This is a genomic window from Dactylosporangium sp. NPDC051541 (genome assembly GCF_044454505.1).
Taxonomy (GTDB): Bacteria; Actinomycetota; Actinomycetes; order Mycobacteriales; family Micromonosporaceae; genus Dactylosporangium.
Map to the genome: position 1 here is coordinate 21,334 of NZ_JBITDU010000019.1, position 19,512 is coordinate 40,845.

At 72.5% G+C, this 19,512-nt stretch carries 17 protein-coding genes; 11 read left to right on the top strand and 6 right to left on the bottom strand.

Translation table 11 applies throughout. The annotated features are described in order from the left end of the window. Positions 1-16 precede the first annotated feature (16 nt). The 3 genes from ACIA8L_RS47700 to ACIA8L_RS47710 form a co-directional block, all read right to left on the bottom strand. On the bottom strand, positions 17-1,216 hold the full coding sequence (locus ACIA8L_RS47700) for an RNA polymerase sigma factor (protein WP_395915836.1): 1,200 nt from the start codon (positions 1,214-1,216) through the stop codon (positions 17-19). A gap of 70 nt (positions 1,217-1,286) precedes the next feature. Continuing rightward, the gene (locus ACIA8L_RS47705) at positions 1,287-1,619 is read right to left on the bottom strand and encodes a YciI family protein (protein WP_395915568.1); all 333 of its coding nucleotides are present in this window, start codon (positions 1,617-1,619) and stop codon (positions 1,287-1,289) included. 34 nt (positions 1,620-1,653) lie between these two features. Then, positions 1,654-2,928: an amino acid permease gene (locus tag ACIA8L_RS47710; protein WP_395915569.1), complete on the bottom strand. Its 1,275-nt coding sequence runs from the start codon at positions 2,926-2,928 to the stop codon at positions 1,654-1,656. Positions 2,929-2,999: 71 nt separating this feature from the next. Here ACIA8L_RS47710 and ACIA8L_RS47715 point away from each other — a divergent pair, with 71 nt between their 5' ends. The 3 genes from ACIA8L_RS47715 (at position 3,000) to ACIA8L_RS47725 (ending at position 5,411) form a co-directional block, all read left to right on the top strand. After that, positions 3,000-3,959 carry a GlxA family transcriptional regulator gene (locus ACIA8L_RS47715; protein WP_395915570.1) on the top strand — a complete coding sequence of 320 codons (960 nt, stop codon included), beginning with the start codon at positions 3,000-3,002 and terminating at the stop codon, positions 3,957-3,959. 11 nt (positions 3,960-3,970) lie between these two features. Continuing rightward, a complete protein-coding gene (locus ACIA8L_RS47720; RefSeq protein ID WP_395915572.1) occupies positions 3,971-4,537 on the top strand; it encodes a DUF4304 domain-containing protein in 567 nt (188 codons plus the stop codon). 268 nt (positions 4,538-4,805) lie between these two features. Then, positions 4,806-5,411 carry a DUF4291 domain-containing protein gene (locus tag ACIA8L_RS47725; protein WP_395915573.1) on the top strand — a complete coding sequence of 202 codons (606 nt, stop codon included), beginning with the start codon at positions 4,806-4,808 and terminating at the stop codon, positions 5,409-5,411. On the opposite strand, the gene ACIA8L_RS47730 is transcribed toward ACIA8L_RS47725, so the two are convergent. Together ACIA8L_RS47730 and ACIA8L_RS47735 are read right to left on the bottom strand one after the other, a co-directional pair. Continuing rightward, positions 5,398-5,583 carry a hypothetical protein gene (locus tag ACIA8L_RS47730; RefSeq protein WP_395915575.1) on the bottom strand — a complete coding sequence of 62 codons (186 nt, stop codon included), beginning with the start codon at positions 5,581-5,583 and terminating at the stop codon, positions 5,398-5,400. The two genes, ACIA8L_RS47725 and ACIA8L_RS47730, sit on opposite strands and share 14 nt — an antisense overlap. An 88-nt stretch (positions 5,584-5,671) precedes the next feature. After that, positions 5,672-6,520, bottom strand: a complete 849-nt coding sequence (locus tag ACIA8L_RS47735) for a SigB/SigF/SigG family RNA polymerase sigma factor (RefSeq protein ID WP_395915577.1) — start codon at positions 6,518-6,520, stop codon at positions 5,672-5,674. A 319-nt stretch (positions 6,521-6,839) separates the two neighbouring features. On the opposite strand from ACIA8L_RS47735, the gene ACIA8L_RS47740 reads away from it, so the two are divergent. The 7 genes from ACIA8L_RS47740 to glgA all read left to right on the top strand — a co-directional run bounded on the left by ACIA8L_RS47740 (position 6,840) and on the right by glgA (position 16,088). Beyond that, the gene (locus ACIA8L_RS47740) at positions 6,840-7,595 is read left to right on the top strand and encodes an SAM-dependent methyltransferase (RefSeq protein WP_395915579.1); all 756 of its coding nucleotides are present in this window, start codon (positions 6,840-6,842) and stop codon (positions 7,593-7,595) included. A gap of 18 nt (positions 7,596-7,613) precedes the next feature. Then, positions 7,614-8,783: a cytochrome P450 gene (locus ACIA8L_RS47745; RefSeq protein WP_395915581.1), complete on the top strand. Its 1,170-nt coding sequence runs from the start codon at positions 7,614-7,616 to the stop codon at positions 8,781-8,783. A 140-nt stretch (positions 8,784-8,923) separates the two neighbouring features. Then, entirely contained in the window at positions 8,924-10,576 is a 1,653-nt protein-coding gene (locus ACIA8L_RS47750) for a DUF4331 domain-containing protein (RefSeq protein WP_395915583.1), read from the top strand. Between the two features lie 32 nt (positions 10,577-10,608). Next, positions 10,609-11,889: a hypothetical protein gene (locus tag ACIA8L_RS47755; RefSeq protein ID WP_395915585.1), complete on the top strand. Its 1,281-nt coding sequence runs from the start codon at positions 10,609-10,611 to the stop codon at positions 11,887-11,889. Next, entirely contained in the window at positions 11,886-13,364 is a 1,479-nt protein-coding gene (locus tag ACIA8L_RS47760; RefSeq protein WP_395915587.1) for a nickel/cobalt transporter, read from the top strand. Before ACIA8L_RS47755 ends, ACIA8L_RS47760 begins: the two co-directional genes overlap by 4 nt. 435 nt (positions 13,365-13,799) lie before the next feature. Next, positions 13,800-14,843: a hypothetical protein gene (locus tag ACIA8L_RS47765; RefSeq protein WP_395915589.1), complete on the top strand. Its 1,044-nt coding sequence runs from the start codon at positions 13,800-13,802 to the stop codon at positions 14,841-14,843. 60 nt (positions 14,844-14,903) lie between these two features. After that, complete coding sequence (glgA, locus tag ACIA8L_RS47770) at positions 14,904-16,088, top strand: glycogen synthase (protein ID WP_395915591.1); 1,185 nt, start codon at positions 14,904-14,906, stop codon at positions 16,086-16,088. Here glgA and pcaD read toward each other — a convergent pair. Next, on the bottom strand, positions 16,073-16,840 hold the full coding sequence (gene pcaD, locus ACIA8L_RS47775) for a 3-oxoadipate enol-lactonase (RefSeq protein WP_395915593.1): 768 nt from the start codon (positions 16,838-16,840) through the stop codon (positions 16,073-16,075). The two genes, glgA and pcaD, sit on opposite strands and share 16 nt — an antisense overlap. 191 nt (positions 16,841-17,031) lie before the next feature. Between pcaD and ACIA8L_RS47780 the strand changes: the two genes are divergently transcribed. Continuing rightward, positions 17,032-19,470, top strand: coding sequence for an ATP-dependent Clp protease ATP-binding subunit (locus tag ACIA8L_RS47780; protein ID WP_395915595.1), 2,439 nt, complete (start codon positions 17,032-17,034; stop codon positions 19,468-19,470). The last annotated feature ends 42 nt before the right edge of the window (positions 19,471-19,512 follow it).

Here is a 19,512-nt window from a genome sequence, read left to right on the forward strand (position 1 = left end):
GCCACGGACGGGCCGGTCACCCCGGGGAGTGGGGTGGCCGGCCCGTCCGCTGCAGTCGCTCCTCCAGAAAGGCACGTTCGACGGCATTGTCACAGTGCCGCAGGGCCAATCCATAGGCCCGCCGGGCGGCGGCGGTCTCGCCCAGCCGGCGCAGGAGGTCGGCCCGGGCCGCTTGCAGATAGTGGTACTGCCCGAGCCGCGAATCCTCCGCCAGCCCGTCCAGGATCCGCAGCCCGGCCGCCGGCCCGTCCACCATCGCCACGACGATCGCCCGGTTCAGCGCCACCACCGGCGACGGCCAGGCGGCCTGGAGCAGGTCGTGGACGGCGAGAAGCTGGCGCCAGTCGGTCTCGGCGTAGCTGGGCGCCTCGGTGTAGAGCGCGGCGACGGTCGCCTGCAGTGCGAACCGCCCCGGCCGTCCACCGCGCAATGCGGCCCGCACCAGTCCCAGGCCATGCTCGATCTTCGAGGCATCCCATCGGGTACGGTCCTGATCCTCGAGCAGCAGCAGACGACCGGCGGCATCCACGCGGGTCGCGGCGCGGGCGTCGTGCAGCAGCATCAGCGCATGCAGCCCCAGTGCCTCCCGCTCGTCGGGCATGAGCGCGCACAGCGTGCCGGCCAGGTGCAGGGCCCGCTCCACCAGGTCGCCGCGCACCAAAGCATCGCCGGTCGGGGCCGCGTGCCCGGTGGTGAACACCAGGTGCACGACGGTGAGCACGGCGTCCAGGCGCTCGGGCAGCTCGGCCGGCTCGGGCACCCGGTACGGGATCCGGGCCGCGGCGATCTTCTTCTTGGCCCGCGTGACCCGGGCGGCCATCGTCGGCTCGCTGACCAGGAACGCGTGCGCAATCTCCTCCGTCGTCAGCCCGCAGACGAGCCTGAGCGTCAGGGCCAGCTGGGCTTCCCGGGCGAGGGCCGGGTGGCAGCAGGTGAAGATGAGCCGCAGCCGATCGTCGACGAAACCCCCTGAGACCGACATTTCGGAAATGTCAGAAATGTCGGGCACGATCAGCAGTGGCAGCTTCGTGCGGAGCGTCGCCGCCCGCCGCTGCGCGTTCAAGGCCTTCCGCTGCGCGGCGGTTGTCAGCCAGGCGGCCGGATTGTCCGGAACGCCCTGCCGCAGCCACGCGTCCATGGCCGCCACATACGCGTCCTGCACGCACTCCTCGGCCAGGTCGAGGTCGCGCGCGACGCGCACCGTCGCGGCGAGCACCCGGGCCCACTCGCGACGGTGCGCGTCGGCGATCGCCGACCGGACGTGGTCGTGCACGTGTGGCCGCGACCTACTCGAACGTCATCACCGGGCGGACCTCGACGCCGCCGAAGCGGGCCGGGCACAGCTTGGCCAGTTCCAGGGCGTGGTCGAGGTCGCGGGCCTCGACCAGGTAGTACCCGCCGAGGACCTCCTTGCTCTCGATGAACGGCCCGTCGGTGACGACGTCGCCGCGGATCGACGTGGCCGTGTTGGTCTCCCGCAGCGCGTTGCCGCCCAGCAGCGCCGGGCCGACCTGCTCCGCGAACCGGTTGTGGGCGTCCATGACCTCCTTGTACACCTGCTCGCCGCCGGCGGCGTAGCCGGCCTCGTCCTCGTAGATCAGGATCAGGTACTGAGCCATCGCGGTCTCCTCACGAGAATGTCTCCTGACACTCCTACGTCAACCGGGCCGGCTCGGAATCGACAACGCGGCCGGAATTTCTTTTCCGGGCGTACACGGCGGCTCCGGCCCCGATCGCGAGCGTGCCCAGCATGTACCAGCCGGTGACGACGACCAGGCCGATCGAGGCCGCCAGCGCGACGACCGCGCAGGCCCACGCCTTCGACCGGGCCGGCAGCAACTTCACGGCGGCGGCCGAGCCCAGGACGTACACCAGGACGAAACACCCGCTCGTGAGCAGCACCAGGGCCCGGGTTCCGGTGCCGGTCGCCGTGACCACGACCAGCGACAGCGCGCCGAGGAGCGCGACGACGACCAGACTCCGCCGGGGTACCGCACCGGGCGCCGCGCCCCGCCCGAACCACGCCGGCAGCGCCCCGTCGCGTCCGAGGGCCGCGCCGAGCTTGGCCGCCCCGGCGTAGTAGGCGTTCATGGTCCCGAGCGTGAGCAGCACCGCGGCCGCCGCGGCGATCGTGCGCACCTGGCCGCCGACGCCGATGGCGAGCAGCTCGGCCAGGGGCGCCCCGCCGGTCCGCCCGTCCGCGGCCAGCCCCGGCCCGAGGACGAGGGTGGAGGCGGCGGCGATGCCCAGATACAGCACGGAGATGACCACCAGCGCGATGCCGGTCGCGCGGGGCAGGTCGCGGCTCGGGGTCCTGAAGTCCGCGGCGAGCGACGTGACCGCCTCCCAGCCGGCGAACCCCCAGACGAGCACGGCGACGGCCGGCCCGATCGCCCACCAGCCGTGGGGGGCGAACGGCCGCAGGTTGCCCAGGTCGGCGTGCGGAAGCGCGGTGACGGTGGCGGTGAGCAGGAGGGTGATCAGCAGCGCCGCCAGTCCCAGCTGCAGCTTCCCCGACACCCGGATGCCGCCGAGGTTCCCGGCGGTGACGAGCACCATCATCACGACGGCGGTGACCAGGGTGGTCCTGGTGCCGCCGCCGACGGCCGACGCCACGTAGGCCCCGGCGAACAGCGCGGCGGCGGGGGCTCCTACGGGTACCGCGAAGAAGAACGACCAGCCGACGACGGCCGCCGCTCTGGGCCCGAACGCCCGCCGCGCGTAGGTGGCCACGCCCCCGGCGTCCGGATAGCGGGCGCCGAGCGCGGCGAACGTGGCCGCCAGAGGCACGGACAGCACGATGAGGATGCCCCAGGCCACGAGCGCGGCCGGGCCGGCGGTCTGGGCGGCGAGAGCGGGCAGGGCGATGACGCCGGTACCGAGCACGGCTCCGATGGAGAGCGCGGCCCCTTGGGGAACGGTGAGCACGCCCTTGATCTTCGGGCCTGCGATCGCCCGGACCCAGTGGCAGGAATGCCGATTCGCGATAGATTCCGGCCATGACCTCTGCCCGCCACGTCGTGGCCGTCGCCGTCACGGCCGACATGCCCGTGTTCGAGCTGGCCGTCCCCTGCGAGGTGTTCGGCATCGACCGCGGCGACCTGGCCGACCCCTGGTACGAGCTGCGCTTCGCGGCCACGTCGCCGGGCCGGCACGCGGCCCGGTCGGGGCTGAGCATCGACGCCCCGTACCCCCTCGAGAGCCTCGCCGACGCCGACACGGTGCTCCTGCCCGCGTGCACCCGGGCCCGGCAGGTCGAGCCGCCCCCGGACCTGGTCGAAGCGGTCCGCTCGGCATACGAGCGCGGCCGCCGGATCGTCGCCATCTGCACCGGCGCCTACGTCCTCGCCGCGGCCGGGCTCCTCGACGGGCGCCGGGCGACCACGCACTGGATGAACGCGTTCGACTTCGCCCAGCGGTACCCCCGCGTCACCTTCGATCCTGACGTCCTCTACACCGAGGACGACCAGATCTTCACCTCGGCCGGGACGGGCGCCGCGATCGACCTCTGCCTGCACCTGGTCCGCCTCGACCACGGCGCGGCGGTCGCCAACGAGGTCGCCCGCCGGATGGTCGTGCCACCGCACCGCGACGGCGGCCAGTCCCAGTTCGCCACACCCCCGCCGCGACCACGCACCCCGGACTCGCTGGGCGGCGCGCTGGACTGGGCCCGCCGCCGCCTCGACCAGCCGCTGACCGTCGCCGACCTGGCCCGGGAGGCGCGGCTGAGCCAGCGGACGTTCGCCCGGCGGTTCCGCGAAAGCGTGGGGACGAGCCCGCTGCAGTGGCTGGTGGGCCAGCGGGTCCGCCTGGCACAGGAGCTCCTGGAGACGACCGACGACTCGATCGAGCGGATCGCCCACCGGACCGGCTTCGGCACCCCCGCCAACCTGCGCATCCACTTCGCCCGCCAGACCAGCGTCACCCCGACCACCTACCGCCAGGTCTTCCACCGCTGAGAGGCCGGCTCATGCGGCTCAAAACAGTGCTGAGCAAGGTCGCGCCCGACCTGGCGGAGGCCGGCTTCAAGCGCCAGGGCGACGTCTTCTACCGCATCACGGGCGGCGACGTCCTCGGCCTCCGGTTCCAGGCGACACCGGTCGGCATGGCCGGGCGCAGCGACTTCATGGTCCGTTCCGCGGCGGCGACGGCGAACTGGATCCGGTTCATGCAGCGCACCTGGGCGCAGTTCCGGCAGGGTGCCGACCTGGTCGAACTCGCCGTGCTTTGGAAGTACAACGTCAAGCGGCCGCCCGGCGTCGCCGGGATCGGCGACGTGATCTGGACCGTCACGCCGGAGCACGCCGACGCGGCCTTGGAAGTGCTTTCCCGGCTGTTGGTGACAGTCGTGATTCCCGGCATGGAGGCGGAGCTCACCCACCACCGTCGGATCGAGGAGGCGATTCGGGCCGGCGACGAAGAGACGGCGCTTCGCCTGATCGCGCAGCCTGTCGTGGCCTTACCCGGCAGCTGGTCGCAATGGTACGGCGGACTGCACAACGCGCAGGGGTTCGCCGCGTGGTTGCAGGAGCAGTAATGGTGCGTGGGTACAACCGTGGTCGCGTCGCCCACGCGGTGACTGCGGTCGCAGGCGCGCGCCCGGATCAATGTAGCGGCGTGACATCAGTTCCGGGCATACGCAGTTCCCGGAGCCATCGACATACGCGCGATGGGTGACACCGAAACTGCCCACATGTCCGATGCTAGGACTATTCGCAGGAGCCGGAAACCGGTTGTTCAGGGTGGGGTCCGGTGCCAGAGTCGATCGACCGGGCCGCCGGACGACAGAGGATGGGCTCGCCGCGATGCTGCGCCAGATCCGGGCCGACTTCGACGCCGGCACGATCGTGATGTACCAGGCGTATCCGCCGGCCATCGCCGACGCGGCCCTGGCTGCCGGACGGTTCGTGGCGCCGTTCTCGTTCACCCGGATGACCTGGATCAAGCCGTCGCTGCTGTGGCTGACGCACCGCAGCAACTGGGGCCGCAAGGCCGGGCAGGAGCGGATCCTCGCGGTGCGGATCACGCGGGCCGGGTGGGAGCGGGCGCTGGCCGGGGCCGTGCTGACCGCGCCGGTGCCGGCCATCCACGGCAGCGCCGCCGCCTGGAGTGCCGCCTTCGCCGACGCGGCCGTGCACGTGCAGTGGGACCCGGAGCGCTCGCTGCGCGGCGCGGCGCTCAACCACTACAGCATCCAGGTCGGGATCCGCCGGGAGCTCATTCGCACGTTCGCCGAGGAGTGGGTCACCGGGCTGACCGACCTCACGCCGACAGTGCAGAAGATCGCCGCATTGGTACGGTCCGGGCAGCACACCAAGGCCCAACGCCTGCTGCCGCCGGAGCGCCCCTACCCGCTCGACCCCGCCATCGGCCGGTGTATCCAGGCCGATGGCCGTGTCAGCAGGGAATGAGCTCGGTGCGCCGGACCTTGACCCGGGTGCCGTCGGTCAGCGTCACCTCGACCCGGCCCACGGCGTCGGTGTCGCCGAACGCGTAGATCTCCTTGCCGTCGTGCTCGGCCAGGTCCGTGTGGTTCGGCCGGAGTACCCACTTCAGTTCGCGCGATTTGCCCGATTTACCCATTTCGCCCACCCCCTCGGCGGACTACGATACGGGCTCGGCCCCGCCCGCGTGGTGCACACGCGGACGGGGCCACCCGAAAGCGTCAGACTCAGTCCTCGCGGGTCAGCTGCTCGCGCAGCGCCTTGAGGGAGCCGGCCAGCAGCCGCGACACGTGCATCTGCGAGATGCCGAGCTCGGCCGCGATCTGCGACTGGGTCAGGTTGCCGTGGAAGCGCATCGCGATGATCTTCTGCTCGCGCTCCGGGAGGCGGGCCAGCAGCGGGCGGAGGGCCTCGCGGTTCTCGACGTTGCGCATGTCGGGGTCGTCGCCGCCGAGGAGGTCGCCCAGGCCGTTCGCGCCGCCGTCGCCGCTGTCGCCGACGGGGGCGTCGAGGGAGAGCGCGCGGTACGCCTGCCCGCAGTCCAGGCCCTCGATGACCTCTTCCTCGCTGACGCCCAGCCGCAGGGCCAGGTCGGCGACGGTGGGCGAGCGGCCGAGGTTCTGGGCCAGGTCGCCGGAGATCTTGGAGATCTCCAGGCGCAGCTCCTGCAGGCGGCGGGGCACGCGGACGTCCCAGCCCTTGTCCCGGAAGTGCCGCTTGAGCTCCCCGACGATCATCGGGATGGCGTAGCTGGTGAACGCCGCGCCGCGGGTCGGGTCGAAGCCGTCGACCGACTTGATCAGGCCGAGGTGGGCGACCTGGGTGAGGTCCTCGAGCTGCTCGCCGCGGTTGCGGAAGCGGCGGGCCAGGTACTCGGCGAGCGGGATGTACAGCTCGATCAGCCGGGCCCGGACGCGGGCCCGGTCGGTGCCGGCCGGCAGATCGGACAGGAGCGACAGCAGCGCCTTGGCCTTGGCGTCGGTCTCGCGGTTGGCGCGGGTGCCGTGCGACTGGGTGGCCTCGGTGGCGGGGGTCTCGATGGTGTTCTCGTGCTGCGGCTGCACGTCGATGCTCATGGCAGGGTCAAGCCTTTCCATTTGGTACTGCAAAGACCGGGGTTTCAGCGACGCGCACCCGGGAATCCCAAGTGGGAGTCGAGGTGTCGCCGCAAGAAGATGCCCGGTCGAAGACGCCAGCTGCGCCCATGGTCTTGAGCGCCGGCGTAGACCTCCGGTGTCGCCACGCTCCGGGTTGCCGCCGCTGTCTGGACGGGCCCGGCCGCACGGGGATATACGTCACCCGGCGGGGTGGGACTCCCCTCACCTTACAAGAACTTTCCGCATGACAAAAGCCAGGGGCCGCGACGGTACCCGTTCAGGCCATATGGTGGCGCACATGACGATCGATGCCACGGTCCCGAACGTCGCCCGGATGTACGACTACTACCTCGGCGGCTACCACAACTTCGCCGCCGACCGGGAGGCCGCGGAGAAGATCCTGGCGATCTTCCCCGACACGCCGGCCGCGGCCCATGGCAACCGGCGGTTCATGCAGCGCGCCGTGCGGTATCTGACGGACCGGGGCGTGCGGCAGTTCCTCGACATCGGCGCCGGGCTGCCGACGCAGGGCAACGTGCACGAGCAGACCGACGGCCGGGTGGTCTACGTCGACAACGACCCGGTCGCGGTCGCGCAGGCCCGCACGCTGGTCGACGGCGCGGAGCGGGTGTCGGTGGCCCAGGCCGACCTGCGCGAACCGGACGCCCTGCTGAGCGACCCGCACGTGTCCGGGCACCTGGACTTCGCCGAGCCGATCGCCGTGATGCTGGTGTCCATCATGCATTTCGTGCCCGACGAGGACCGCCCGTGGGAGCTCGTCGCCCGGCTGCGCGGCGCCCTGGCCCCCGGCAGCGCGATCGTCCTGTCGCACCTGACCCTGGACGGCGTGGACATGGGGCCGGCCGAGCAGGGCACGCAGGTGTACCGCCGGTCCAACGCCCCGATCATCCCGCGCACCCGGGCCGGGATCGAGCGCTTCTTCGCCGGGTTCGAGCTCGTCGACCCCGGGCTGGTATGGATCGGTGAATGGCACCCCAAACCGGGCGAGGACCGTACCTCACACGGGTACGGAGGCGTGGGAATCAAGCCCTAGTGCCGGATACTCACCGTCATGATTGCCATGACGGAGAGTGCGTTCGGCGTCCGATCCGCATCGCCCGCGGCCCTGGGCATCACGCTCGCGGCGATCGGGCGCGACCGGCCGGTGGTCTTCGACGAGCTGATGGGCGCGCCGCTGGTGCTGCGGCATCAGCACGTGTCGGCCGCCCTGCGCGACCCGGCGACGTTCAGCACGCGGTTCTACGGCCTGGGGCCGATGAGCTCCGCGATGATCGCCCTCGACGGGCCCGAGCACGCCCGCCGGCGGCGGATCCACAACCGGTTCTTCAGCCCGGGCGCCACCGCGGACTACGCGCGGATCGTCGAACCGATCGCGCGGCGGACGTTCGGCGCGCCGGCCGGGTCGGTCGACCTGGTCGGCGCGCTCATCGCCGAATACCCCATGCGGGTCTTCATGGGCCTGCTCGGCGTCCCCGACGACCTGGGCCCGCAGGGTCTGCGCTGGGTGAACGCCATCATGGCCTGGCTCGGCGCGCCGATGGACCCGAGCCTCGCCGGGCCCGGCGCCGCCGCCTTCGCCGAACTGGAGGCCTACACGACCGGGCTGGTCGAGGCCGAACGGGCCCGGCCGACCGACAACCTGCTCGGCCGGATCGTCCAGGCCCACGTCGACGAGGGCGGCTACTCCCCCGAGGCCGTGACGGTCGCGGTCGTCGCGCTGCTGCTCGGCGGCTTCGAGACGACCGTGCAGCTGCTGGCCGGCACGATCGCCGCGCTGCTGCTCAATCCCGGCGCGCTCCAGCGAGTACACGCGCAACCGGCTCTGCTCGATGCCGCCCTCGACGAGTCCCTGCGCTGGGCGGCCCCCACCGCCGGGCTGTATCGCCTGGTGCTGCGCGACACCGAGATCGCCGGCACCCCGCTCGCCGCCGGGAGCATGGTGTATCTCGCGATCGCCGCCGCCCACTTCGACGAGTCGGTCTATCCGGCCCCGGACGAGTTCCGGCTCGACCGCCCGGGCCCGCACCTCGGCTTCGGCGCCGGCCCGCACTACTGCGTCGGCGCGCCCCTCGCCCGCCTCGAGGCCAAGGCGGCGCTGTCCGCGCTGTTCACGGCCGCCCCCCGGCTGCGGCTGGACCCGGCCGCCGAACCGTCCTTCCACTACAGCGCCCGGGGCTTCCCCCAACACGGCACCGAGACGCTGCGGGTCCTCACCAACTGAGCGGTTCGGAGCCGCGGACGCGCCGGATTGGTCGCTGACCGGAAATCGACAACCACCAGTCGCTCGGCACGCCCGTTCCGAAGTCCTCCCGCAGGCGGTTCGACAGCCCGGACCGCCACCGATGTGGGAGGACCACGCTGATGCGATTCGCTACCGTCCTGCGGGCCGGCGCCGCCACGGTGCTGGCCGGCGGCGTCGCGCTGGCCGGCCTGGGGCCCGCCGGCTCGGCGGCCTCGAGCCACCGGGAGGCCCCGCTCATCGCGGCCGACCCGGCGGTCGACAACACCGACCTTTACGCGTTCGTCAGCCCCGAGCGGGCCGGCTACGTCACGTTCATCGCCAACTGGCAGCCGTTCGAGGACCCGGACGGCGGGCCGAACTTCTTCCCGTTCGCGACCGACGCGGCGTACCTCATCAACGTGGACAGCGACGGCGACGCCAAGGCCGACGCGGTCTTCCGGTACACGTTCAGCAACGTCGACAAGCGCGGCGGCGACACGTTCCTCTACGCCAACGGCCCGGTCACGTCCCTCGACGACGAGAACCTGCTGTTCCGCCAGACATACACCCTCGAGTCCTCGTTCCACGGCGAGCCGTGGAAGACCCGGGTCACCGGCGCCCCGGTCGCGCCGTCCCGCGTGGGTCAGGCCACGATGCCCGACTACGCGAAGCTGCGCAATGACGCGAACAAGCGCCTCACCGGCGGCTGGAACACGTTCGCGGGCCAGGCCGACGACCCGTTCTACCTGGACCTTCGCGTGTTCGACCTGCTCTACGGCGGCGACCTGAGCGAGGTCGGGCGGGACACGCTCAAGGGCTACAACGTCAACACCATCGCGTTGCAGGTGCCGTTCACCGACGTCGCGCTCAAGGGCGACCCGGCCCGCAACCCCGTCATCGGCGTCTGGACCACCACCGAGCGGGCCAAGACCCGGATCACCGGCCCGGCCGCCACGACCGGCGCGGCCGACATCCGCACCGGCGAGCGGGTGCAGGTGTCCCGCCTCGGCAACCCCCTCGTCAACGAGGTCGTCGTGCCGGCCGCGCTCAAGGACGCGTTCAACTCGATCAGCCCCGACAAGGACGCCGGCATCGCGGCCGTCGTGGCCCGGGTCACCGACCCCGAGCTGCCCAAGCTCATCGAGAAGATCTACAAGGTCCCGGCCCCGCCGAGCCCGCGCAACGACCTGGTCGAGATCTTCCTGACCGGCATCACCACGAAGGCCGGCGGGCCGATCAAGGCCGACCTGAACTCGCAGCTCAACAACGCGGACGTCGATGCGAAGAGCTTCCGCCCCGCCGAGATGCTGCGGCTCAACCTGAACGTGCCGGTGACCGCGCAGCCGAACCGGCTCGGGGTCCTGGCCGGCGACTTCCAGGGCTTCCCCAACGGCCGCCGGCTCGCCGACGACGTCGTCGACATCTCGTTGCAGGCGGTCGAGGGGGCGGCCCAGACCGGCAAGCTCGTCGACGCCCTCGCCACCGGCGACAAGGTGGACGTGAACGACAACGCGTTCGGCGACTCGTTCCCGTACGTGGCGCTGCCGAACACCACGAAGGCCCAGGCCGCCGGCTCGTCCGGCTCCTCGGGCTCGTCCGGCTCGTCGGGCTCGACCGGCGGCGGGGCCTCGCCGGCCGCGTCGGCTCCCGGCACCGTCAACGCCACGCCGTCGGCGTTCGAGTCCGGCTCCGGCACGACCGCGGTCATGGTCGGCACCTCGGCGCTGGCCGCCGGGCTCGGCGCGACGCTGTTCGTCGGCTGGTGGCGGCGCCGCAACAACCCCCTGTCCTGACCCGACCGACGTCCTGAAAGGAGGCGATCGCCGTGCGACTTCGCATGCTCATCACCGTTCCGCTGGCCGCCGCGCTGCTCTTCGGGCTCGGCGCGCTCGCCGGACGCACCGGCAGTACCACCGAAACCGCTTTTGGCAGTGCCGACCGGCCGACCGCGAAACTTCCCGCGGCGATCGCCGCCTATCAGGACCGGCTCCGCAAGGTCCCCGGCGACTGGACCACCTGGGCCGCCCTCGGCTCGGCCTATCTCGAGCAGGCCCGGGCCACGGCCGACCCGTCCTACTACCCGAAGGCGTCCGGCGCCCTCGACAAGTCCCTCGCGGTCCGGCCGGGCAACGCCCTCGCCCTGACCGGCCTCGGCGCCCTCGCCAACGCCCGGCACGACTTCACCGCCGCGCGCGGGCTCGCCCAGCAGGCCCTGGCGGCCGACCCGTACTCCGGCACCGCCTACGGCGTGCTCGCCGACGCTTCGACCCAGCTCGGGCTGGCGGCGGAGGCCACCGACGCGGTCCAGCACATGCTCGACCTGCAGCCCGGGCTCGCCTCCTACACGCGCGGGTCGTACGACCTGGAGCAGCACGGCCGGCGGACCGACGCGATCGAGCTGATGCGCAAGGCCCTGACCGCGGCGACCGAGCCGGCCGACATCGCCTTCTGCCACCAGCACCTGGCCGCGCTGGCCTGGGCGGCGGGCGACGTGGCCACGGCCTCCAGCGAGATCACGCTCGGCCTCGCCGCCGATGGTGCTGTCGCCGGCCTGTGGCAGCTCAAGTCCCGGGTCGACGCCGCCGCCGGCGATCTCGCGGCCGCGCTGACAGATCTCGACAAGGTCGTGGCCCGGACACCGACCGTCGACGCGCTGGTCGAGCAGGCCCGCATGCTCACGGCGGCCGGCCGTGACCCGGCTCCGGCGCTGTCCCTGGCCGAGGCGGCGCACAAGCTGTTCGTGGCCAACGGGGGCACCGACGACCTGGGCGCGTCCGCGCTGGCCATGGCGGCCGGGCGGCCCGCGGAGGCGGTCGAGCTGGCCCGGCGCGAGTGGGACCGGCGGCAGTTCGCCGAGGTCGCCGACGCGGTCGCCTGGAGCCTGCACACGGCCGGGCGGTCGGCGGAGGCGGTGCCGTACATCCAGAAGGCCGAAGCGCTCGGGCAGCTCGACCCGACCGTCGCCTTCCACCACGGGATGATCGCGCTCGCAGCCGGCGACCGGGTCACCGCTCGCCTGCAGTTGCAGCTGGCGCTTTCCCTGAACCCGCACTTCAACCCCATCGACGCCCCCGTCGCCACGCGGACCCTGGCCGGTCTCGGATGAAACGTCTGCTGCTCTTCGTTGTGACGTTCGCGGGGGTACTGCTCGTGCCCGCCACGGCCGCCCAGGCGCACCCGCTCGGCAATTTCTCGGTCAACCAGCTGGCCGCGCTGACGTTCACCCCTTCCCAGGTCTCGGTCGCGGTGACCGTCGACTTCGCCGAGCTGCCGACGTTGCAGGAGTCGCTGACCGCTCCGGCGGAATGCGACACGTTCCTGCACGGTTTCGCCGTCCGCGTGGACGGTTCGTCGCTGACGTTCTCGGTTTTCTCTCCTTCGCTGGTGTACTCCGAAGGGTCCGGCGGCCTTCGTACCAGCCGGTTGTCGTGCACGCTGTCGGCTCCGGCTCCGTTGGATCGGTCGGTCTCCGTCGACGTGGCCAGCCACTACCGCGACGATCGCGTGGGGTGGCGCGAACTGACGGCGGTCGCGTCCGGGGTCCACCTCGTCGACTCGCCGCTGCCGACCAGCTCGCGGACCGACGGACTGCGCACCTACCCGGACGACCTGCTCAGCTCGCCGCCGGACGTGCGGGCCGCGCACCTGTCGGTGGCGCCGGGCGGGTCCACCGACGCCGCACCCGGTGCCGGGGTTTCCCCTTCGCTGCCGTCCTGGCCGGCACGGGCGGAGACGGCGTTGCGGGGGTTCGTGGGCTCCCGTTCGCTGACACCCTGGGTGGGGTTGCTGGCTGTGCTGCTGGCGTTGGTGCTCGGTGGTGCGCACGCGGCGCTGCCCGGGCACGGCAAGACGGTGATGGCGGCGTACCTGGCCGGGCGGCGGGGGCGGCCGCGGGACGCCCTGGCGGTTGGGGCCACCGTTACGTTGACGCATACCGGTGGGGTGCTCGCCCTGGGTCTGCTCCTGACCACGGTGGCCGGTCTCGCCGGCGAGACGGTGCTGGGGTGGCTGGGGGTGGTGAGCGGGGTGTTGGTGGCCGCGGTGGGGGTCGGCATGCTCCGCAGTCGCTCGGCCCATTCGCACGGCCCTTCGCACTCGCACGATCACGCTGGTTCGCACGGCCACTCGCACTCGCACGATCACGCTGGTTCGCACGGCCACTCGCACTCGCACGATCACGCTGGTTCGCTCTCGCACGATCACGACCACGCTGCTGTTCCCGGCCACTCGCACTCGCATGGGCTCGATCGGCCGAGTCGCTGGGCGATCGTCGGCATGGGTGTCGCCGGCGGCCTGGTGCCGAGCCCGTCGGCGCTGGTCGTCCTGCTGGGCGCGATCGGACTCGGCCGCACCTGGTTCGGCGTCCTGCTGGTCCTAGCCTACGGCGCCGGCATGGCCGCCGTCCTGACCGCGGCCGGCCTGCTCCTGATCCGGATCCGGGACCGCTGGCGCTGGCCGGCCCGCCTCCGTGTGGCTTCGCGTCTGGCCCCGCGCCTGGCCGCCTGGGCTCCGAACGGTACGGCCGCCCTGGTCCTGGTGGTCGGCTCGACCCTGGCGATCCGGTCGCTGGTAACGCTGTAACCACAGAGGGTAGTGCGCGGCGGGTGGGGCGGGCGCGGGAGGGCCGGGACGGGTACTCTGTCGGGCAAGGCAGTGCGCCTGCCCGAGCCTCACCCGGCCGCCCACGCCGACCGGATCCGAGGCCAAGAGTCTCCGACTCAGCGCACCGATTCGGGCTGGCCAACTCCAGCCCGGCGGGCAACCAGGTGCCGTCCGATCGGTGCGAGCGTGGGTCGACGCCGGAGGACTCACATGGCCACGCACCCGCCCCATCAGCCCCCACCGGAGCCGGACCCGGCCGACTCACCGGAGCCCGAACCCGCCGACTCACTGGCGTCCGAGCCTGCCGACGTAGCGGAGTCGGAGCGTGCCGACCCACCGGAGGCGCAGCTTGCCGACCCACCGGGATCGCAGCTTGCCGACCGAGCGGAGTCGCAGCATGCCGACCCACCGGAGGTGGAGCCGGCCGACCCACCACCGGCCGCACCGGCGACGAGCACGCCACCGACCCCGGACACCGCGCAGCCGTCGCCTCCAGCCGCCCCGGTCTCCACTCCCCCATCACCGCTTCGCGGACGGCCGAAATCCCGCTCCGGCCGCGACCGAGCCCGCCGCCGCGCAGTCAGGGCCCACGCCGCCCAGACCGGCGTCGCCTACTCGGTAGCCGCCCGCCAACTCGCCGCCGCCGCCCTGGCCGCCGGCGAAACCCTGGCCAACACCGGCCGCACCGTCTACCCGACGGCCCTGTCCCCCGGCCGCTGGACCATCCTGTCCCGGGAAGCCCGCACCCCGGCCGACAAACTCGCCGCCACCAGAATCGCCGCCAGGATCCCCACCGGCCGCGCGAGGCACCTGACCGACCGCTTCCCACCGGCCGAAACCGCCGGCCACCCCTGCTACGCCGGCGACCTGCGCCCAGAGCTCCTGGCCATGGTCTACCTGGCGGTGGCCCACGAATACCCCGGCCTCGTCCCGTCCCCGCTCGACCTGGCCTGGACCGCCGAGCTGGGCGAGGAGACCGCCGTCGACACCACCTGCGCCGACCTGGACCGAGCCGCCCGCGCCTTCCTGTCCGACCACCCGGCCGCCAGGTGGGACCGGATAGACGCCGCCCTGTCCGCGGCCCAGCACCACCCGGAGCCCGCCACCAGATACGCCGCCGACCTCCTGACCCTCGCCCACCGCCGCCTCTGCACGCCGACCGAAACCTCGACCGGCGACCCGCAGGTCCGGCCGGCCCCGTGGCCGGGAGTCTGCCAGACCTTGGACGCCCTCCTGGTCGTCACCGAGGACGGCCACGCCCCCGGCACCAGGATCCGCGAGCCCGGCAAAACCCCACACCGCGAGGGCACGATCCTGGGCGCCAACTGGTCAGCGACCGGCGCACCCACGACATACGACATCGCCTACGACGACGACCCCACCACCCGCACGGTCTCCCCCGCGGAAATCGTCGTCCTACCGGCACAGGAGTCCGACGCCCCCGCCCTGGCCCACTAGCGCGGCGTGGCACAGTGCTGCGGCGTGTCGCAACGTTGGCGGTTGCCTTAGGGTTGGGGTGTGCGAGTTGATCTGCTCACTCGGGAGTACCCGCCGGACGTCTACGGCGGCGCTGGTGTGCATCTGGAGTACCTGGCCCGGGAGCTTCGCAACCTGCCGCTCGACGTGCGGGTGCACTGCTTCGGGGCGCCCCGCGACGAGGCCGGCGTGACCGGCTACGCCGACCCCGCGGGGCTGGCCGGGGCCAACGCCGCCCTGCGCACCATGGGCGTCGACCTGGAGATGGCGGCCGGGTGCGCCGGCGCCGACGTCGTGCACAGCCACACCTGGTATGCCAACCTCGCCGGGCACGTGGCGAAACTCCTCCACGGTGTCCCGCACGTCGTCACCACCCACAGCCTCGAACCCCTGCGCCCGTGGAAGGCCGAGCAGCTCGGCGGCGGCTACGCGCTCTCCTCCTGGGCCGAGCGCACCGCCATCGAGGCCGCCGACGCGGTCATCGCCGTCTCCGCCGGGATGAAGGCCGACGTCCTGCGGGCCTACCCGGACGTCGACCCCGACAAGGTGCACGTCGTCTACAACGGCATCGACACCGCGCAGTACGCGCCCGACTCGGCCACCGACGTGCTCGAGCGGCTCGGGATCGACCCGTCGCGGCCGAGCGTCGTCTACGTCGGGCGGATCACCAAGCAGAAGGGGCTGCCGTACCTGCTGCGGGCGGCCCGCTCGCTGCCCGCCGACACCCAGATCGTCCTGCTGGCCGGCGCCCCCGACACGCCCGAGATCGCGGCCGAGGTCACGGCCCTGGCCGACGAGCTCAAGGCGACCCGCTCCGGCGTGATCTGGGTCCAGGAGATGCTCCCGAAGCGGGAGGTCATCCAGGTCCTGACGCACGCGACGCTGTTCGTCTGCCCGTCCATCTACGAGCCGATGGGCATCGTCAACCTCGAGGCCATGGCCTGCCAGACCGCGGTGGTGGCCACGGCCACCGGCGGCATCCCCGAGGTCGTCGCCGACCGCGAGACCGGCCTGCTGGTGCCGATCGAGCAGGTCGCCGACGGCTCCGGCACCCCGCTGGACCCCGACCGGTTCGTGGCCGATCTCGCCGACGCGATGACGGCACTGCTGGAGGACCCGGCCCGGGCGGCGGCGTTCGGGCGGGCCGGGCGCCAGCGCGCGGTCGACCACTTCTCATGGGCGGCGATCGCCGACCGGACCCTGGCGGTGTATCAGTCGATCACGTGATCGACGATGAGCTGGGAGACGGCCTCCGGCTGCTCCACGTTCGCGAGGTGGGCTGCGTTCGGTACCACCACCAGCCGACTGTTCTTGACCGTGTTTCTGATCAACTCGCCGTGCTCCGGGGGCGTGGCCGGGTCGTCCGCCCCCGCGATGACCAGCGTCGGGGCGGTGATCCGGGCCAGGTCTTCGCGGAGGTCCATGGCGGCGATCGCCTCGCAGCCACCCGCGTAGCCCTCGGCCGGGCAGGCGGCGATCATCGCCCGATACGGTGCCACCCGGGCCGGGAGCGCGGCCCGGAAGCGGGGCGTGAACCAGCGGCCGAGCACGGCGTCGGCGACCGGCTCCATCCCGACCGCCCGCACCTGCCGGGCCCGGTCCAGCCAGCCCTCCGCCGGCGGCTGGTGGGCCGAGGTCGCGATCACCACGAGCCGCTCGATCCGCTCGGGCGCGTGCGCGGCCAGCCAGAGGCCGACCATGCCGCCGAGCGACGAGCCGCAGTAGGAGGCCCGCTCGATCCCCAACCGGTCCATCATGGCCAGGACGTCAAAGCCCAGATCCCCGATGTGGTACTGCCTGTGCGTTATCGGTGAGCCGCCGTGCCCCCGGTGGTCGAAGCGGACGACCCGCAGCCGGTCGCCGAACCGTGGCAGCTGCGGCTTCCACATGTCGAGGTTGCTGCCCAGCGAGCCGCCGAGCAGCAGAAAGGGCGCGCCGAGGGGGCCCGTGGTGCGTTGGAACAGCGTCGTTGCCGTCACCACGTTCTTGTACCACCTGGGTTCGCTGACGGCAGAACGACTCCGGCCGGGTGTGGGGTTATTGTTTGTCCTGGGTCGGGCGCCGACCCGAGCCGCTGTTCCCGGCGGTCAAGAGGCTTCGACTCAGCGCATCTTCCCTCCACTGCTGCGAGGGCGGGTGCCGTTTCGTCGCCCGCCCGGGAAGGCGCCGGATGTTCGAGCGTTTCACGGACCGGGCCCGCCGGGTCGTCCTGCTGGCCCAGGAGTCCGCCCGCGTCCTCAACCACAACTATCTGGGCTCCGAGCACCTGCTGCTGGGCCTGCTCCAGGAGGGCGAGGGGATAGCGGCGGCCGCCCTGCGCGGCCTCGGCGTCACCCTCGAGGCGGCCCGCCGGGAGGTCGAGGAGATCGTCGGCCTGGGCCCGTCCGCCCCGATCGCCCACATCCCGTTCACGCCCAGGGCGAAGAGAATCCTGGAGCTGGCCCTGCGGGAATCGCTGCGCCTGGGCCACAACCACGTCTGCACCGAGCACATCCTGCTCGGGCTGATCCGCGACGGCGAGGGCACCGCGTTCCAGGTCATGATCCGCCTCGGGGCCGCACCCAACGCGCTGCGCGCCCAGATCATGGACGGTCTGACGGGGCACCCCGCGGCGGCCGCGCCCGCCGCGCCCGCCGCGCCCGCCGCGCCCGCCTCGTCGCCAACTCTTGATCAATTCGGTCACGACCTGACCGCGGCCGCCCGCAACGGGGACCTCGATCCGGTGATCGGCCGCGACCGGGAGATCGAGCGGGTCGTGCAGATCCTCACCTGCCGCCGCAAGAACAACCCGATCCTGACCGGCGAGCCCGGCGTCGGGAAGACCGCGGTGGTCGAGGGCCTGGCCCAGCGCATCGCCGCCGGCGAGGTGCCCGCCTCCCTGGCGGGCCGCAGCGTCTACACCCTGGACCTGGGCTCCCTGGTCGCCGGCTCCCGCTACCGCGGCGACTTCGAGGAGCGCCTGCGCAAGGTCATCAAGGAGATCCGCACCCGCGGCGACGTCATCGTCTTCATCGACGAGATCCACACCCTGGTCGGGGCCGGCGCCGCGGAGGGCGCCATCGACGCCGCGACGCTGCTCAAGCCGCTGCTGGCCCGGGGCGAGCTGCAGACGATCGGCGCGACGACGACGGACGAATACCGCCGCTTCATCGCCAAGGACGGCGCCCTGGACCGCCGGTTCCAGCAGGTGGAGGTGGTGCCGCCGACGGTGCCGGAGTCCATCTCGATCCTGCACGGCCTGCGCGCGAGCTACGAGTCCCACCACGGCGTGACCTACACCGACGACGCCCTGAGCGCCGCCGTCACCCTGTCCGACCGCTACGTCCCCGACCGCCGTCTCCCGGACAAGGCCATCGACCTGCTGGACGAGTCCGGCGCGAGGGCCGCCCTGTCCGCCGCCGCTCCGTCTCCGTCCGCGTCAACGTCCGTGGTGCCGTCATCGTTGCTGGTCGACCGCAACCACATCGCCGAGGTCCTGGCCGCATGGACCGGCATCCCAGTGGGCGCCCTGTCCGCCGACGAGGCGACGCGCCTGCTGGCCTTGGAGTCGATGCTGCACCACCGGGTGGTCGGGCAGCAGCACGCGGTGGCGGCGGTAGCGCAGGCCATCCGGAGGGCCCGCACCGGCCTGAGCGACCCGAAACGCCCGACGGCGAGCTTCATCTTCGCGGGCCCGTCCGGCGTAGGAAAGTCCTCGTTGGCAAAGGCCTTGGCCGAGCATCTGTTCGGCACTGAGGACGCGCTGATCCAGCTGGACATGTCGGAATACCACGACCACCACACGGTCTCCCGCCTGGTCGGCGCCCCGCCCGGCTACGTGGGCCACGACGAGGGCGGCCAGCTGACAGAGCGCGTCCGCCGCCGCCCCTTCTCGGTCATCCTGTTCGACGAGATCGAGAAGGCCCACCCGGACGTCTTCAACGCCCTGCTGCAGATCCTCGAGGACGGCCACCTCACCGACGCCCAGGGCCACAAAACCGACTTCCGCCACACCATCGTCATCCTGACCACCAACCTAGGCACCGCCGCCACTCCCGCCGGCTTCGCCCCCGCCCCAGACAGCTTCGCCCTCACCCCCGCCGGCGTCGCGCCCACCTCCGCCAGCTCCGCCCCCACTCCCCCAAGCTCCGCCCCCACGCCCCCCGGCGTCGCCGCCACCGCCGCCGCCAGCTCCGCCCCCACCGCCGCCAGCTCCGCCCCCACCCCGTCGACGACCGCCTTCGCCCGCGACCTCGCCCGCCACTTCCGCCCCGAGTTCCTGAACCGCATCGACGACGTCCTGGTCTTCCACCCGCTGACCACCCTGCAGCTGCTGGAGATCGTCAACCACCACCTGACCCGCGTCACACTGGAGCTGGACGCCCGCGGCATCACCCTGACCGTCACCGACGCCGCCCGCCTCCACCTGGCCGAGGCCGGCCAGGACCCCAGACTGGGCGCCCGCCCACTGCGCCGAGCCATCCAACGCGACCTGGAAACCGAACTCTCCACCCGCCTCCTCGACGCCACCCTGACCCCAGGCGCCACCGTGACCGTCGACATCACCGACTCCGGCTCCCGTCTGACCTTCACCATCCACAACCCGGCCGCCGACAGAGTCTCGGCCTGACCCCGAGCGCGGCATGCCGTCGCCGGCGCAGCTCGAAGCGGC